The sequence below is a fragment of the Flavobacterium sp. J372 genome, assembly GCF_024699965.1.
GTDB lineage: Bacteria > Bacteroidota > Bacteroidia > Flavobacteriales > Flavobacteriaceae > Flavobacterium.
Genome location: NZ_JAJOMZ010000004.1, coordinates 2,962,431 through 2,977,326 on the forward strand (window position 1 = coordinate 2,962,431; position 14,896 = coordinate 2,977,326).

Genomic DNA, 14,896 nt, shown 5'->3' on the forward strand with positions numbered 1-14,896 from the left:
AATCTGGATAATGCCGAAGCACAAATGCTAAAATTATGTAAAAACTTACAACCAACTTTCCTCACTAAAATAGAAATAGCGAAGCATTTAAAATTATTTTAGATAGCATTAGTATCTTTGGCGTACAAACAACAACACAACAATGAATTATTTTTCTTCAGATTTTGTACTGGGCATTTTAGGCGGAGGCCAGCTGGGCAAAATGCTGCTTACAGAAACACGGCGGATGGACATACAAACATACGTGCTTGACCCGAGCGATGAAGCCCCATGCCGCGTTGGCTGCGATAAGTTCTTCACCGGCAGCCTCATGGATTTTGACACAGTGTATAACTTTGGCAAACAGGTAAACGTGCTGACCTTTGAGATTGAGCATGTGAATGTACAAGCGCTTGAAAAGCTTGAAAGTGAAGGTGTTAAAGTTTACCCCTCGCCTGCCACACTCAAACAAATACAAAACAAAGGCACACAGAAAGATTTTTATAGAGACAATAATATCCCTACCGCACCGTACAGAAGATTTGAAAGCCTTTCGGAATTGAAGGCCGCAAACATCACTATGCCTTTTGTTTGGAAAAGCACGCAATTCGGCTACGACGGCAACGGCGTAAAAGTCATCCGCAGCATGGAGAGTTTTGAAGGCCTGCCTGATGTACAGTGCATTGCTGAAGATATGGTACCGTTTAAGAATGAGCTGGCGGTGATTGTGGCGCGGAATCCATCAGGACAGGTAGCTACGTACCCAGTTGTTGAAATGGAGTTTCACCCTGAAGCCAACCAGGTTGAGTATGTAATTTGCCCGGCGCGGATTGATGATGCAGTAGCTCAAAAAGCCCGAAACATTGCTTTACAGGTTGGTGAAAGGTTTAAGCATGTAGGTTTACTCGCAGTTGAAATGTTCCAGACAGAAGATGATGAAATACTGGTGAATGAAGTGGCCCCAAGGCCGCATAACAGCGGGCATTACAGCATTGAGGCAAGCTATACGTCGCAATTTGAACAGCATCTTAGGGCGATACTTGATCTGCCTCTTGGCAATACTAAAAGCAAAGTTGCGGGCATTATGGTAAACCTTGTAGGCGCTGAAGGTCACAGCGGTAAAGTGGTGTATGAGAACATCGAAAAAATACTGAGCCTCGGCGGTGTGGCTCCGCATATATACGGTAAAAAAGAAACACGCCCTTTCCGCAAAATGGGCCATGTAACCATAGTGAACAAAGATGTTGACAAGGCACGTAAAATTGCCGAAGAAGTAAAGAATACGATACGGGTAATAAGCCAATAAGTTTACAGTCGCAGTCACAGGAGGCAATTTTGAAAAACTACAAACCACAAACAATAAACTTACAAGCATGAAAGTAGCAATAATAATGGGCAGCATCAGCGATATGCCGGTTATGCAGGATGCCATAGATATATTAAAAGAATTTGGGATTGATACTGAAGTAGACATAATTTCGGCTCATCGTACGCCCGAAAAACTATTCGAATTCAGCAAAGATGCGCATACCCGTGGAATATCGGTGATTATAGCAGGTGCCGGTGGTGCAGCGCACCTTTCCGGTATGGTGGCATCAATGTCTCCCCTGCCGGTAATTGGCGTACCGGTAAAATCAAGTAACTCTATTGACGGGTGGGACAGCGTGCTTTCTATCCTCCAGATGCCGGGCGGCGTGCCTGTTGCTACAGTTGCGCTTAACGGTGCCAAAAACGCAGGCATACTGGCAGCACAGATAATCGGGAGCCATGACAAAGGCGTCCTAATGAAAATAATAGCTTACAAGCACAGCCTTCGCGAAGCGGTAAATAAGGCATCGGATGATTTGAAGAGCAGAAGCTGATGAGATATACTGCGCTGATTTTAGTTTTACTGCTCACCTTAAGCTGCCGGCCCCAATCAGCCGATGTCTTACCAATAAAACTATCTGTCGCTCTCGGTATTGATCGTGAAGATGCAGTAAATAAAAGGATTATTACAGTATTACAGGCGTTCATCGAAACCAAGAATCAGTCTGCCACATCAAACAAATACTGGCTGGCATCAGATTTTAAGAAGTTCGTTAACCCCATTCCGCATTGAACAACATTGAGCACAGCAGGTACGGAAACAGTTTCTACCAGCCTTCCCTAATGCACATCGTCAGCACAAAAGACCCGGACAAAAGAATTGTAAAGCTTGCATATGTTGGCCATAATCCCGAAACGAAAGAAAATACCATCAGGACCATTTATAACCTCATAGCCAATACAAGTGGTAATAATGTTATCTTTAGCAGCTATATAGATCATGCTACGTCTGCTTGGAAGAAAATTGTGTATGGGAGCGTTTACTATTATATTTCGCCTCAAAAAACTTTCAACGAAGCTGAAGCCAGGCGACAGGAAGCAGACATTAAAAAACTATGTTCATTTTTTGGGTGCAAGCAAATTAACATTACTTACTATTCGTGTACAGACCCTGTAGAATTATTCCGTACACAGGGCTTTGATTATAACCCAATGATGTACATATCTGATACCGGCGGCCTTGCTGAACCGGGAAACATCATTTATTCAGGTAATAATTCTGAGTACTATACACATGAAATTGTGCATGCCTATATTGCCCATCTATACCCCAATGCCCCGACATTCTTTAACGAAGGGATTGCCACATATTTCGGAGGAAGTGGTATACATGACTATAACTTTCATAAGAAAAAGCTTTTGAAATACCTTAAAAACAATAATCCAGATTTGACCGTTTTGGTTAATAATCCTTTTGAAAGAGAATATATAGATAATGAAACACCGGCAGCTTATATTGTGGGTGGTGTGATTTGTGAAAAAATTATAAAAGAATACGGAAAGGAAAAATTATTTTCGCTGCTGCAGAACAAATCTAAAGCTGAAATTTGGGAGTTGCTGATGCAGGTTGGCATCACTAAGCAAAACCTTAAAGCTGAACTATTAAAAAACTAAACTGATGAATCCGCTTACACATAAATTTTCTACAAAATACGATACGGCACCTTTTAGCCAGATTAAAAACGAACACTTTTTGCCGGCTTTTACAAAAGCCATCGCCGATGCAAAAAAAGAGGTTGATGCCATTACAAATAACCCGGAAGAGCCGACTTTTGAAAACACGATTGAAGCAATGTCATTCAGCGGTGAAATGCTGGAGCGTGTAAGCAGCATTTTCTTTAACCTCCATTCTGCTGAGACAAATGATGAGATACAACAAATTGCCCAGGAAGTATCGCCGATGCTAAGCGAGTTTGGTAATGATGTACGACTGAACAAAGCTTTGTTTGAACGTGTGAAAGCAGTATATGATAAAAGGGAAAACCTAAACCTTACAACCGAGCAATCTACATTACTGGAAAAACAATATAAAGGCTTCTCCCGGAATGGCGCTAACCTGCCGGAAGCTGACAAGGAGAAGCTCCGCAGCATTGATAAAGAACTTTCAAAACTAAGCCTGCAATTTGGTGAGAACGTATTGGCCGAAACCAATGCCTACCAATTGCATATTACTGATGAAAAAGACCTTTCAGGACTGCCTGAAGGCGCTATTGAAGCTGCCCGCGAGCTTGCCAAAAGCCAGGATAAAGAGGGGTGGATCTTCACGCTGGACCACCCGAGCTACCTGCCGTTTATGACGTATGCTGATAATAGGGAATTACGTAAAAAACTGGCTCTTGCTTTTGGCGCTAAAGGCTATAATAGCAATGAATATGATAACCGTGATATTGTAATCAAAATTGCAAAACTGCGACATGAGCGCGCAAAATTGCTTGGTTATGCATCGCACGCCGATTTTGTATTGGAAGAACGTATGGCCGGAAGCCCGCAGAAGGTAAAAGATTTTTTAAGTGACCTGCTTGATAAAGCCAAGCCCGCTGCGGAAAAAGAATTTAAACAACTTGAAAATTTTGCAAAAGAACTTGACGGTATTGACAGCCTCCAAAAATGGGATGGCGCCTACTATTCTGAAAAGCTTAAACAAAAGCTTTTCAATCTTGATGATGAAAAGCTGAAGCCTTACTTCCAGCTGGAAAAAGTGCTTGAAGGTGCGTTTACGATTGCAGGTAAACTATTCGGTATCAGGTTTACAGAAGTATTTGACATTGATAAATACCACAAAGACGTAAGAACTTTTGAAGTGCATGACGATAACGGACTTGTGGCTGTTTTCTATGCTGATTTCTTTCCCAGAAAAGGTAAACGAAACGGTGCGTGGATGACATCGTTCAAACCGCAATACATAAAAAATGGCGTAAATGAAAGGCCTCATGTATCTATAGTTTGCAACTTCACAAAGCCTACCGAAACAAAGCCCTCATTGCTTACATTTAACGAGGTCACTACGCTTTTCCATGAGTTTGGGCACGCGCTTCATGGTATGCTGGCCAACACTACATACCCAACCCTTAGCGGTACAAGCGTTTACTGGGATTTTGTGGAACTGCCGAGCCAGGTGATGGAAAACTGGTGTTATGAGCCGGAAGCCCTTGCGCTGTTTGCCCACCATTACCAAACGGGAGAAGTTATCCCGATAGAATATGTTGACAAGATAAAGGAAAGTGCCAGTTTTCTTGAAGGTATGGCAACACTGCGCCAATTGAGCTTCGGTATGCTTGACATGGGCTGGCATGCTACCGACCCTGCAAATGTAACCGACGTGAAAACGTTTGAAATGGAACAATTCGCTTCAACACAGTTGTATCCTGATGTACCTGAAAATGTGATGAGCACAGCTTTCTCGCATATTTTCCAGGGAGGATATTCAGCAGGGTACTACAGCTACAAATGGGCTGAGGTGCTTGATGCCGATGCCTTTGAATATTTCCTTGAAACGGGAATTTTCAATCCTGAAACCGCTGCAAAATTTAAAGAATTTGTCCTTACAAAAGGCGGCACAGAACACCCGATGGAATTGTACAAACGTTTCCGCGGGCAGGAACCCAAGCCAGAAGCATTGCTCAAGAGGGCGGGACTTTTAAACTAGATTTTTTCGATTTTTCGATTTTTCGATTTTTCGATTTTTCGATTGAAAAAAATAAAAAACCCGCAGCTCTCACTGCGGGTTTTAGCTTTAAACTATAAGAATCACTTCTTAACAACTTTAAAGGTTTTTATGTAATCGCCCTGTGTTACAATCACATTATACACACCTGCCGCATACCTGCTGCCAAGCTTTTGCGAGGCAAGCTCTTCAGGTGAAACAGTGATATCTTCCACCAGCCTGCCATTCATGTCAAACACGCGGACAACAACTTTTTCCTGGCTTGGTGTGTCCATTTCAATTGTAAAGATATCGGTATATGGGTTGGGGTATGATGTAACCCTGACAGCTGCCTTTAAATCGGTAATTTCTGCTTCAACAGCAAAATCAGCACTTCCGGGACGGCCTGTTGATGAATTTGGTGTACTAACGGTGCAAGGTTCGCCATAAGGGCCCCATTGACCCGCAACTTCTACTGCCACCCTAACAGTATATGTGCGGCCGTAAGTATTACCCGGAATACTATATAATCCGAAATAACGTGCTGTATTTTCAAGTATGTAAGTATTGCCGGCATAATCTATACTAAAGCGGTAACGCGTAGCCTGAGATATGTGGTTGGCATAAACCACAGATTTGACTTTTGGCATTGTACCACCGCAATAGCCACTGGCAAGCTGGCTTGTTTGCACCGGCATAGTAGTTATAGTACATGACGGGCCAAAACTGCCATATTCGCCGTTAACCTGGACTGCAACGCTTATTGAATACGTTCTTGAATATGTATAATCCGGAATCTCATTTATTGCAAGATACCTTGCGGGTTTGCTTACAACCATAGTTATACTGCCTGTTGTGATACGAAAAAGATATTGTGTGGCCAGTGGTACTGAAGTTGCATACACAAGAGATGCGAATGATGACACAGTAGTGCCGCAGTATACTGACTCAAGCTGTGTGCCGGGAACTGCCATTGTACTAATGCTGCAGGCGCTGCCATATTGTCCCCAAACGCCATTTATCTGGGCCGCAACGTCTATCACATAAGTTTTATTATATGTATAGCCTGGTATCTCGTTTATTATAAAATAACGTGCAGGCTTTGTTACTATTGATGTTATGATGCCGTCACTTATCCTGAACCTGTAGGCTGATGCCATAGCTACACCATCGGCATAAACAAGTGAATTAAATGATGATACAGTAGTGCCGCAATATTGTGTGCTGACTTTTGTAACGGGGAATGCAGGAGTTGTAATTGTACAGCTTTCTCCGTAAGGCTGCCACTCTCCGTTAGCAAATACTGCAACCTCAACAGTATATTGAGTCGCAAAAGATGCACCTGCAAACTCATTTAATCTGAACCAGCGTGTAGTTTTTTCCAAAACCATGGCATCATCAGCGTTTGTGGAAATACGGAACCTGTAACCTGAAACACCCATCGCAGCATTAGCATATACCATCGTGCTCATTGCTGATACGATTGCACCACAATAGTCTGCACTTATTTTTGTATAAACTACACCTGGGCAAAGCTGTACTGCTGCATCAGCATCGTCACAGTCACCAGGCTTTTCTGCATAACCCATAGGCTTTGTACAAGCAGTAAGTGTACTATCAGTGTTACCATAACCATCGGCATCGGCATCTTCATAATACGTTTTAGAAGGATTTACTGTTATGGCAACCGCTGTACGCGCACTTTCACATCCGTCAATAGCCTGAGAAACATAATAGGTACCCATAGCGACAGTTTGCGATGATGCAAGTGCAGTGCCTCCGGATGCCTGTGAATACCACTGTAATCCTGAACCAACAGCCTCTAAGTCTGCAATGGTTTGCCCTCCACATAATTCCTGTGGGGCTGCTGTTGGCGCCGGTAAAGCGCAAAACGAAAGGCTTGCCCACTCACTGAATCTGCCCGGTGCGCAAATGGCCCTTACATATAGGTAATATTGACCTGCCGATAAGCCTGTCTGATTAATTGTTGTAGTAGTGGTTTCTATACCGCTTTCCGGAGCTTCGTCAGTTTGGGTAACGGCATACTCATACCCTACAGGCGTGCCGGTGCCAGGTGCAGCCCATGATATAACAGCTGCGGCAGATGAAGTTACAACTACGGCGAGTGATTTAGGTTGAGAGCAATTGTAACTGCCCGAACCATCTATTTTGATAAGGAAAGCATCTGAATCACCACCCAATGTGTTCTGGAAACCGCCTGTAGCCAGGCCTGAAGTGCTTTTTGTAGCTCCGCAGAGGTATACATGGCCCGAAGTACTTACAGCCATACCATACCCAGATGAGCTGTTGTTACCCTGATAATTTGCATCCCAGATATATTTACCTGAATTGCTATATTTTATAACAAATGCTTTTGAAGGCAGAAGAGGCTCCTCTGTAGGTGTCTGGCTTACACCTGAAAGGTAAATGTTACCCTGCAGGTCGGCGCGACACGCCATTGCCCAGTCGTCATATTCATTTGTTCCGTAATAGGTGGCCCATTCACGGCTTCCGTCAGGCTTAAATTTTACAAGATAGCCATCTCCGCCACTAAATACATTGCCAATATTACCCAGCCCCCCGTTATTTTTATGACCGTTAAAAGCAATATCCGTCCAGCTTTCGGTGCGCCCCGCTATGTAAACATTGCCCCCCAGATCTGTTGTACAGGTATAAATACTTTCAGAATTATCACCTCCGTAGTAAGTGCCCCAAAGGCGTTGGCCTGCGCTGTTAAATTTAACAAGAAATCCATCTGGAAGTGAATTTGTAATAGTATTTTTAAACCCATTGTAAGCTATTCCATTAGTACTTGAAGTATCTCCTGCAATGTATATATTTCCGGCTGCGTCTACAGTACAGCTCTCGGCTCTGTCCCAGCTGCTGCCACCAACATAGGTAGCCCACAGCCTGTTGCCGGTATTGCTAAATTTAACCAGGTACGCATCCCAGGCATTGAATTCACTCGGAGTAAGGTTAGACTTAAATGCACCGGCTGTAGCAATGTTATTGGTACTGTTGCTATATCCGGTAAGGTAAATATTGCCATTAGCATCAACCGATACCGATTTACCATAATCATCACCATTACCGCCATAATAGGTTTTCCAGCCAAGCGACCCGTTTGAATTTATTTTTATAAGGTAAGCATCAAGGCTGCCACCACCATAAGACGTTTGATGAACTGTCGCGTTAAAATCCCAATACTCTGCGGTTTCTCCTGTTACATAAACATTGCCAGCAATATCAACGGCTATTTGTGTAAACAGTGCGCTTGTACCATCTGTATAAGTTGCCCAAATACGCTGCCCGGCACTATTAAATTTTACAACAAAGCCTGCTAAACCATTTTGGGTTACACTTGTTTGGTAACCTCCTGCGGCAATGCCGGATGTACTTGTTGTACCGCCTCTTAAATAAACATTCCCATTGAGGTCTACAGCACAGGCCTCTGCAATATCATATCCTGCACTGCCATAATAAGTTGCCCAAACCACTTCAGGGTCTATACGCAGCATTTTGCCTTTAGGAGCATTTGCTACACTAAAGCCGAGAGAGCCGTCATTATTTTGTCGGAAAGATGTTGCAAGGCTTTTACCGGCTTCATCAAAGCTTACAGGGGCTTTTTCTGTAACCTCACCAAGGCGGGTTTTTATATTCAGGCTCCCGTTTTCTGTAATTTTTACTCTATCGGCATCTGTAACATTCAATTTTATGTCCGAAATATCGGCTCCGGGGTGAACTATAAAATCATACTCAAGGAAACCGTTTTTGTTGTACAGCACCCAGTCTATACCTTTATAAACATTTTTAGCGTTACCTGCTCATATGATTTAGCTCCTGAAATATTGCTTCCGGCAAATAGGTAACTTTCTGTATAATCCGACTGCTTTTCAGTTACTACCTGCGGTTTTGGGTTACTACCCTGCAGGCTTACCGTAAACCTGTGCGTTTCGGTTTTAGATGCAGCATGCCTCAGATTATCAGCGTTTAGGTTCTGTTTCTTGTTTTCGGCCTTAGTAAACTGGTAATGTATACCCGTAGCCGTTATATACAATTGTGCACCGGCATTTCTTGCGATAAATAATATATCATTCGCTTTTACACCGTGATGATTTTTCACCTGCCCTAGGTTTTCAATAAAAAGAAGGGGCTGTTGCTGCAGCATTTTTTGCTGTTTTGGTGTGGGGGTTTCTGCAACAGGGGTAGATTGCGCACCAGCGCCAAAACCCGTTAATGTCGCGGCAAGGGCAATAAAAAGTCTTCTTCCGCAAGATAGGTAGTTTAATTTCATAGTAAGATTGATTGGTTTGAAGTATCCAAATGTAGGAAATTTTAACAAAAAATTACATTTATTAATTAACTAATTTATTGTCTTTCAAATCGATGGCATTTCAACCATTATAAAATGAATATATTATCTTAGTCGGCTCACAAAAGTCATGAAGCAGCTTTGCATTTTATTTCTCTTTTTTACACACAGCGCTCCTCGCGCAGCAAAAGCCTGTATATAACTTTGAGGCATCATATTTTTATGGGAATATAATTCCGCACCGTGAAACCATCCAGCACCTTATCACTAACCACCCAACCGGATTTATCTTAAGCCTGAACCGTAAAACATTTGGTGAAAAAGAATGGCAACGTGCCTTTAATTTTCCTGATTACGGCCTTTCATTCCACTACCAGGATATGCACAATGAAACCCTAGGCGAGCTTTATGGGCTGTATGCACATTATAATTTCTACTTCTTTAACCGTAACCTGCAATTGCGCCTCGGGCAGGGTATTGCCTACAATACCAACCCTTATGACAGGGAAACTAACTTCCGCAACTATGCGTATAGCACGCATTTTATGCCTTCAACTTATTTTATGCTGAACTTTAACAGGCAAAATATATGGCAGGGGCTCGGTGTGCAGGCGGGCCTGGCTTTTATACATCACAGCAATGCGAGTATGAGGCTGCCTAATACCAGCACCAATACTTTTGCCGTAAATGCAGGGCTTAATTATACTTTTGGCAAAGAACAACAACAAGTCTACACTATAATAACTGACAGCACCGATTATGCCGAACCTGTAAAATTCAATGTTGTTTTCAGGGGTGGTTATAATGAGTCGGGCGTTATAGGGATTGGCGGCAAGCCATATTATGCAGCATCAGTATATGCCGATAAGCGGATAAGCCGCAAGAGTGCTTTCCAGCTTGGGGCTGATGTGTTCTGGAGCCAGTCTCTAAAGCAATATATCGAATACAAAGCTGTTGCTTATCCTGAAGAAAACATCGATGCTAATACTGATTATAGAAAAGTCGGCGTGTTTGGAGGTTATGAACTATTCATCAATAACCTTTCGGCTGAAGTACAGGCCGGTGCATATGTATATGCCCCATTTAAAGACCAGGGTACGTTTTACCAGCGCATTGGGTTGAAGTATTACATCTGCAAAGAATTATTTACAGGAATTTCACTTAAAACGCATGCAGCAAAGGCCGAGGTAATGGAAGTGAACGTGGGAATACGGTTTTATTAGAATTACGAATTATGAATTACGAATTACGAACTTTCCTTATATTGAAATTGTTATGCCTGGTGGTGTTGACCTTTTCAGGATGTACAGATGATACTATGCCGGAATGTTTCCGTACTGCAGGTAATGTTGTAGAATATGATGTGCCCGTTGATGCTTTCACTTCAATAAAAATTTCTGAAGGGATTGAGCTTGTGATAACTCAGGGTGATGAACAGCGCGTAACTATAAAAACGCCGGAAAACTTTAAACCTGAAATAAAAGCACAAACTGTTGGAAGCGAACTTCAGCTGACCAACAGCACATCGTGCAACTGGGTGCGTGATTACAACCTGACAACAGTATATGTAACTACCCCAAATCTTGAAGGCATTTATTCAGCATCTCAATTTGATGTAAAGAACAATGGTGTGCTTAACTTCGCATCGCTAAAGCTTAGTTCAGGACTATATGGAAAAAGCCCTTCAGGCATCTGGAAGCTTAATATAAACTGCCAAAATCTTACTATTGAAGATAACCAGTCGTCTTTTTACGATATTTCCGGAAATGCCGATAACCTGATGGTAAATTTTTACGCAGGCGATTCAAGGTTTGACGGAAGCGGCCTTACTTCACAAAATTTGCAGATCTTTCACCGGAGCAGTAATGACATCATTGCTCGGCCCGCACTTGAAGCCAGAGGCACCCTCTACTCTACCGGAAATCTTATCCTTAAAACGCATCCGCCAATAGTTGATGTGATACAACTTTTTCACGGGGAGGTACGCTATGAATAAATTATGGAACGCGGATGACGCGGATTTAACAGATTAGCACGGATTTTTTATCAGTTTAACCCGTTAAATCTGTGTTACTCCTTAATTTGTGTAATTCGTGGCGAATCTATACATTAGCTTTATCATTAATCAAACAAACCAAAATGAAGAAACTTACCCTGTCTTTTATTGTAGCTGCATCATTCTTTACAGCTGCACAGGCTCAGAAAAAGGTTGCCATACCAACATATTCTGTAAGCGAGCAATCGGTAGTCACTACCCTTAAATTCCTTACAAGCGATGAGTTAAAAGGCCGTGACACCGGCAGTGAAGGCGCTGAAATGGCTGCTAAATACCTTGAGGAAATTTTCAGGAAAAACCAGATAAAGCCCTACTTTGCAACGTACCGGGATACGCTGAGCAATACCGATAAGCCTGCCTACAATATCATCGGGGTGCTTGAAGGAACCGATCCAAAGCTTAAGAATGAGTTTGTTATCATCAGCGCGCACTATGACCATGTAGGCATCTCCCCAAAACCTGTGGATGGTGATGATATCTTTAACGGAGCCAATGATAATGCCACAGGCACCACCACAGTGGCCGAATTTGTAAACTATTACGCGAAAGCTAAAAACAATAAGCGAAGCATACTGTTCTGTTTTTTCTCTGCTGAAGAAAAAGGGCTTTTAGGCAGCTACCACCTTGCTAAAAAGCTTAAAGCGCAGAACTTTAACCTGTATACTGTACTTAATTATGAAATGACCGGTGTACCGCTGGGTGGCGAAAACCAGGCATTCCTTACAGGGTATGGCCGCAGTAACATGGCAGACAAGATAAATGAATATGCCGGCAAGAAAATCATAGGCTCAAATGAGTTTGAGATGAAATACCAGCTTTTCAAATATTCAGACAACTACCCGTTTTTCCTTGAGTTCAATATTCCGTCACATACCATTTCAACTACCGAAATGACAACTTTTAAGTATTACCATCATGTGGATGATGAGTTTGACAAGATGGATACCAGGCACATGCGCGACTTTATACAGCTTATGATTCCGGTTTCAGACAAGATCATTAATGCACCTACAAAAGAAATTGCCCTGAAAAAATCATGAAAAACATTGTAATTACGGGCACCAGCCGCGGCATAGGCTACCAGCTGGCGCAGCGCTTTGCCAATGAAGGGCACAATGTGCTTGCCATATCGCGCAACGTGCCACAGGAGTTTGCCGCCAGCGATAAGATAACCTGCATACGAGCCGATATTGCCGAAACAGGAGGCCTTGATATTGTAGCTGAATTTTTAAATTCGACATGGCGCCATGTTGATATAGTAATCCACAACGCCGGCGCACTTATTTTAAAGCCTTTTGAAGAGATATCTGCTGAAGAGTTTGAATATATATACCGCGTGAATGTTTTTGGCGTAGCGGCGCTTAATCGCGTTGTGCTGCCCTATATGAAAAGCGGCGGGCATGTGGTAACCATAAGCAGCATGGGCGGTGTGCAGGGAACTATAAAATTTGCCGGGCTTTCGGCTTACAGCTCAAGCAAAGGTGCGGCCACTACCCTGTCAGAACTCCTCGCTGAAGAGTATAAAGACAAAGGTATAGCTTTTAACGTGCTGGCTTTGGGCGCCGTAAATACCGAAATGCTGAGCGAGGCATTCCCCGGTTATGAAGCACCGCTTTCCGCCGGAGAGATGGCATCTTTCATTCACGGCTTTGCATTGACAGGTAATAAATTCTTCAACGGCAAGGTACTGCAGGTATCTTCTTCCACCCCGTAACATTGAAAGAGGTTTTAGGAAAATATGTGCCGGAACATGCGCTCGACCCGGTTTTTGAGCTGATAAAGCTGTATGGCGTGCACCTGAAAATTGTGAATGACCGCGTAACCCGCCACGGCGATTACATGCGCGATGCATCTGGCTACCACCGTATTACCGTAAATGCCAGCCTCAATAAATACCGCTTTTTAATGACATTGGTGCATGAAATTGCACACCTGGCAGCATTTGAAAAGTTCGGGCGCAACATAAAACCGCACGGCGATGAATGGAAGCTTACCTTCCAACGGCTGATGGTACCGTTCATACGCCCTGAGATATTTCCGCCGCAGCTGCTTCCACTTCTTGCCAGGCACTTCCGTAACCCGAAGGCCAGCAGCGATACAGATGCAACATTATCACTTGCATTGAAGCAGTTTGATGAAAAATCCGACAAAAACTATATATTTGAACTTCCGTACGGCAGCCACTTCAGGATAAAAGGAGGCAAAATATTTATAAAAGGCGCACAGCGGGTAAAGCGTTTTGAGTGTGTGGAAGTAGCTACAGGCAAGATTTACCTGTTCAACCCCAATGCTGAGGTAGAACTGCTTCCGTAATTGTTAAACAAAGGCTAATCCGTTTCGCAGTACGGGAAATATTTAGAATCTTTATCCTGCATTAAACAGGCATATTTATAATGAACAAAAATTACTACGCCATACTCATGGCAGGCGGTGTCGGGTCGCGTTTCTGGCCTGTAAGCACTACACAATTCCCCAAGCAGTTTCATGACATGCTTGGCACAGGAGACACGCTGATACAAAAAACATTCAGCAGGCTTTCACAGCTTGTGCCGGCAGAAAATATACTTATCCTCACCAACGAAATTTACAACGATATTGTGCTGGAACAGCTCCCCCAGGTAAGCCAGCAACAGATACTGCTGGAGCCTGCCATGCGCAATACGGCCCCGTGTATACTTTATGCATCATTAAAAATACAGAAAATGAACCCTGATGCGGTTATGGTTGTAGCCCCAAGCGATCACTGGATTGAAGACGAGGCTGCTTTTATAGATAACCTGCAGCAGGCTTTTGACTTTGCCCAAAACAGTGATGTTCTTGTAACCCTCGGCATACAGCCTACCTTTCCTAATACGGGCTACGGTTATATTGAATATGATAAAACTGACAGAAATAATCTTAAAAAAGTGATGCAATTCCGTGAAAAGCCTGATTATGAAACGGCTAAGCAGTTTTTGGCAAGTGGCAATTTTGTGTGGAATGCAGGCATCTTTATCTGGAATGTTCAGGCAGTTACCAGCGCTTTTAAAAATTTCCAGCCGGCAATAGCTGAACTTTTTGAAAATGGCTACGATAGCTATAACACCACTGCTGAAAAAGAATTTATCAATGAAAATTATGCGAAGGCCGATAACATTTCTATCGACTATGCCATAATGGAAAATGCGCAGAACGTTTATGTACTCCCGGCAACTTTTGACTGGAATGACCTTGGCACCTGGGGTTCGCTTCATGATAAGCTTCCAAAGGATGAAAAAAACAACACAGTTGTTAACGCAAAGCTATTCATTGAGAACTCATCTAATAACATAATCAGGACAGATAAGGATAAGATTGTTATTATAGACGGGCTTGATGATTATATTGTTGTTGATAAAGAAAAAATATTGCTGATTTTTCCGAAGGAAAAAGAGCAGGAAATAAAAAAAATTACTGCGCTGGTAACAGCTAACAGTTGATATCCGGTAGGGTTAATTTTGTGTAAGATGTTATGTCATAATGTATTGTTAAATACTTTATCTTAGCACGTTTTACATAA

At 42.8% G+C, this 14,896-nt stretch carries 12 protein-coding genes; 10 read left to right on the forward strand and 2 right to left on the reverse strand.

Annotated features, from left to right (window positions below):
• The first annotated feature begins 142 nt into the window (after nucleotides 1-142).
• The 4 genes from LRS05_RS14690 (at nucleotide 143) to LRS05_RS14705 (ending at nucleotide 4,993) form a co-directional block, all read left to right on the forward strand.
• The gene (locus LRS05_RS14690) at nucleotides 143-1,285 is read left to right on the forward strand and encodes a 5-(carboxyamino)imidazole ribonucleotide synthase (protein WP_257869004.1); all 1,143 of its coding nucleotides are present in this window, start codon (nucleotides 143-145) and stop codon (nucleotides 1,283-1,285) included.
• Between the two features lie 67 nt (nucleotides 1,286-1,352).
• The gene (gene purE / locus LRS05_RS14695) at nucleotides 1,353-1,841 is read left to right on the forward strand and encodes a 5-(carboxyamino)imidazole ribonucleotide mutase (RefSeq protein WP_257869005.1); all 489 of its coding nucleotides are present in this window, start codon (nucleotides 1,353-1,355) and stop codon (nucleotides 1,839-1,841) included.
• 235 nt (nucleotides 1,842-2,076) lie between these two features.
• Entirely contained in the window at nucleotides 2,077-2,961 is an 885-nt protein-coding gene (locus LRS05_RS14700) for a hypothetical protein (protein ID WP_257869006.1), read from the forward strand.
• A 4-nt stretch (nucleotides 2,962-2,965) separates the two neighbouring features.
• The gene (locus tag LRS05_RS14705; protein WP_257869007.1) at nucleotides 2,966-4,993 is read left to right on the forward strand and encodes a M3 family metallopeptidase; all 2,028 of its coding nucleotides are present in this window, start codon (nucleotides 2,966-2,968) and stop codon (nucleotides 4,991-4,993) included.
• Between the two features lie 101 nt (nucleotides 4,994-5,094).
• Here the strand turns inward: LRS05_RS14705 and LRS05_RS14710 are convergent, their stop codons facing one another.
• Both LRS05_RS14710 and LRS05_RS14715 read right to left on the reverse strand, forming a co-directional pair.
• On the reverse strand, nucleotides 5,095-8,775 hold the full coding sequence (locus LRS05_RS14710; protein ID WP_257869008.1) for an SBBP repeat-containing protein: 3,681 nt from the start codon (nucleotides 8,773-8,775) through the stop codon (nucleotides 5,095-5,097).
• Between the two features lie 5 nt (nucleotides 8,776-8,780).
• The gene (locus LRS05_RS14715) at nucleotides 8,781-9,284 is read right to left on the reverse strand and encodes a hypothetical protein (RefSeq protein ID WP_257869009.1); all 504 of its coding nucleotides are present in this window, start codon (nucleotides 9,282-9,284) and stop codon (nucleotides 8,781-8,783) included.
• Nucleotides 9,285-9,589: 305 nt separating this feature from the next.
• On the opposite strand from LRS05_RS14715, the gene LRS05_RS14720 reads away from it, so the two are divergent.
• From LRS05_RS14720 to LRS05_RS14745, 6 genes are all read left to right on the forward strand, one after another.
• On the forward strand, nucleotides 9,590-10,525 hold the full coding sequence (locus LRS05_RS14720) for an acyloxyacyl hydrolase (protein WP_374707793.1): 936 nt from the start codon (nucleotides 9,590-9,592) through the stop codon (nucleotides 10,523-10,525).
• Nucleotides 10,526-10,536: 11 nt separating this feature from the next.
• Nucleotides 10,537-11,298, forward strand: a complete 762-nt coding sequence (locus tag LRS05_RS14725; protein WP_257869010.1) for a head GIN domain-containing protein — start codon at nucleotides 10,537-10,539, stop codon at nucleotides 11,296-11,298.
• A gap of 143 nt (nucleotides 11,299-11,441) precedes the next feature.
• Nucleotides 11,442-12,398, forward strand: coding sequence for a M28 family peptidase (locus tag LRS05_RS14730; protein ID WP_257869011.1), 957 nt, complete (start codon nucleotides 11,442-11,444; stop codon nucleotides 12,396-12,398).
• Nucleotides 12,395-13,072, forward strand: coding sequence for an SDR family oxidoreductase (locus LRS05_RS14735; protein ID WP_257869012.1), 678 nt, complete (start codon nucleotides 12,395-12,397; stop codon nucleotides 13,070-13,072). Before LRS05_RS14730 ends, LRS05_RS14735 begins: the two co-directional genes overlap by 4 nt.
• 2 nt (nucleotides 13,073-13,074) lie before the next feature.
• Nucleotides 13,075-13,671 (forward strand): SprT-like domain-containing protein, encoded by a 597-nt coding sequence (locus LRS05_RS14740; protein ID WP_257869013.1) that lies wholly within the window; start codon nucleotides 13,075-13,077, stop codon nucleotides 13,669-13,671.
• Between the two features lie 80 nt (nucleotides 13,672-13,751).
• Entirely contained in the window at nucleotides 13,752-14,816 is a 1,065-nt protein-coding gene (locus LRS05_RS14745) for a mannose-1-phosphate guanylyltransferase (protein WP_257869014.1), read from the forward strand.
• The last annotated feature ends 80 nt before the right edge of the window (nucleotides 14,817-14,896 follow it).

Bases quoted from the DNA above. Each gene is read 5' to 3' on its own strand.
- LRS05_RS14690 (WP_257869004.1), top strand. From the start codon at position 143: ATGAATTATTTTTCTTCAGATTTTGTACTGGGCATTTTAGGCGGAGGC.
- purE (WP_257869005.1), top strand. From the start codon at position 1,353: ATGAAAGTAGCAATAATAATGGGCAGCATCAGCGATATGCCGGTTATG.
- LRS05_RS14705 (WP_257869007.1), top strand. From the start codon at position 2,966: ATGAATCCGCTTACACATAAATTTTCTACAAAATACGATACGGCACCT.
- LRS05_RS14715 (WP_257869009.1), bottom strand. From the start codon at position 9,284: ATGAAATTAAACTACCTATCTTGCGGAAGAAGACTTTTTATTGCCCTT.
- LRS05_RS14725 (WP_257869010.1), top strand. From the start codon at position 10,537: ATGAATTACGAATTACGAACTTTCCTTATATTGAAATTGTTATGCCTG.
- LRS05_RS14730 (WP_257869011.1), top strand. From the start codon at position 11,442: ATGAAGAAACTTACCCTGTCTTTTATTGTAGCTGCATCATTCTTTACA.
- LRS05_RS14735 (WP_257869012.1), top strand. From the start codon at position 12,395: ATGAAAAACATTGTAATTACGGGCACCAGCCGCGGCATAGGCTACCAG.
- LRS05_RS14745 (WP_257869014.1), top strand. From the start codon at position 13,752: ATGAACAAAAATTACTACGCCATACTCATGGCAGGCGGTGTCGGGTCG.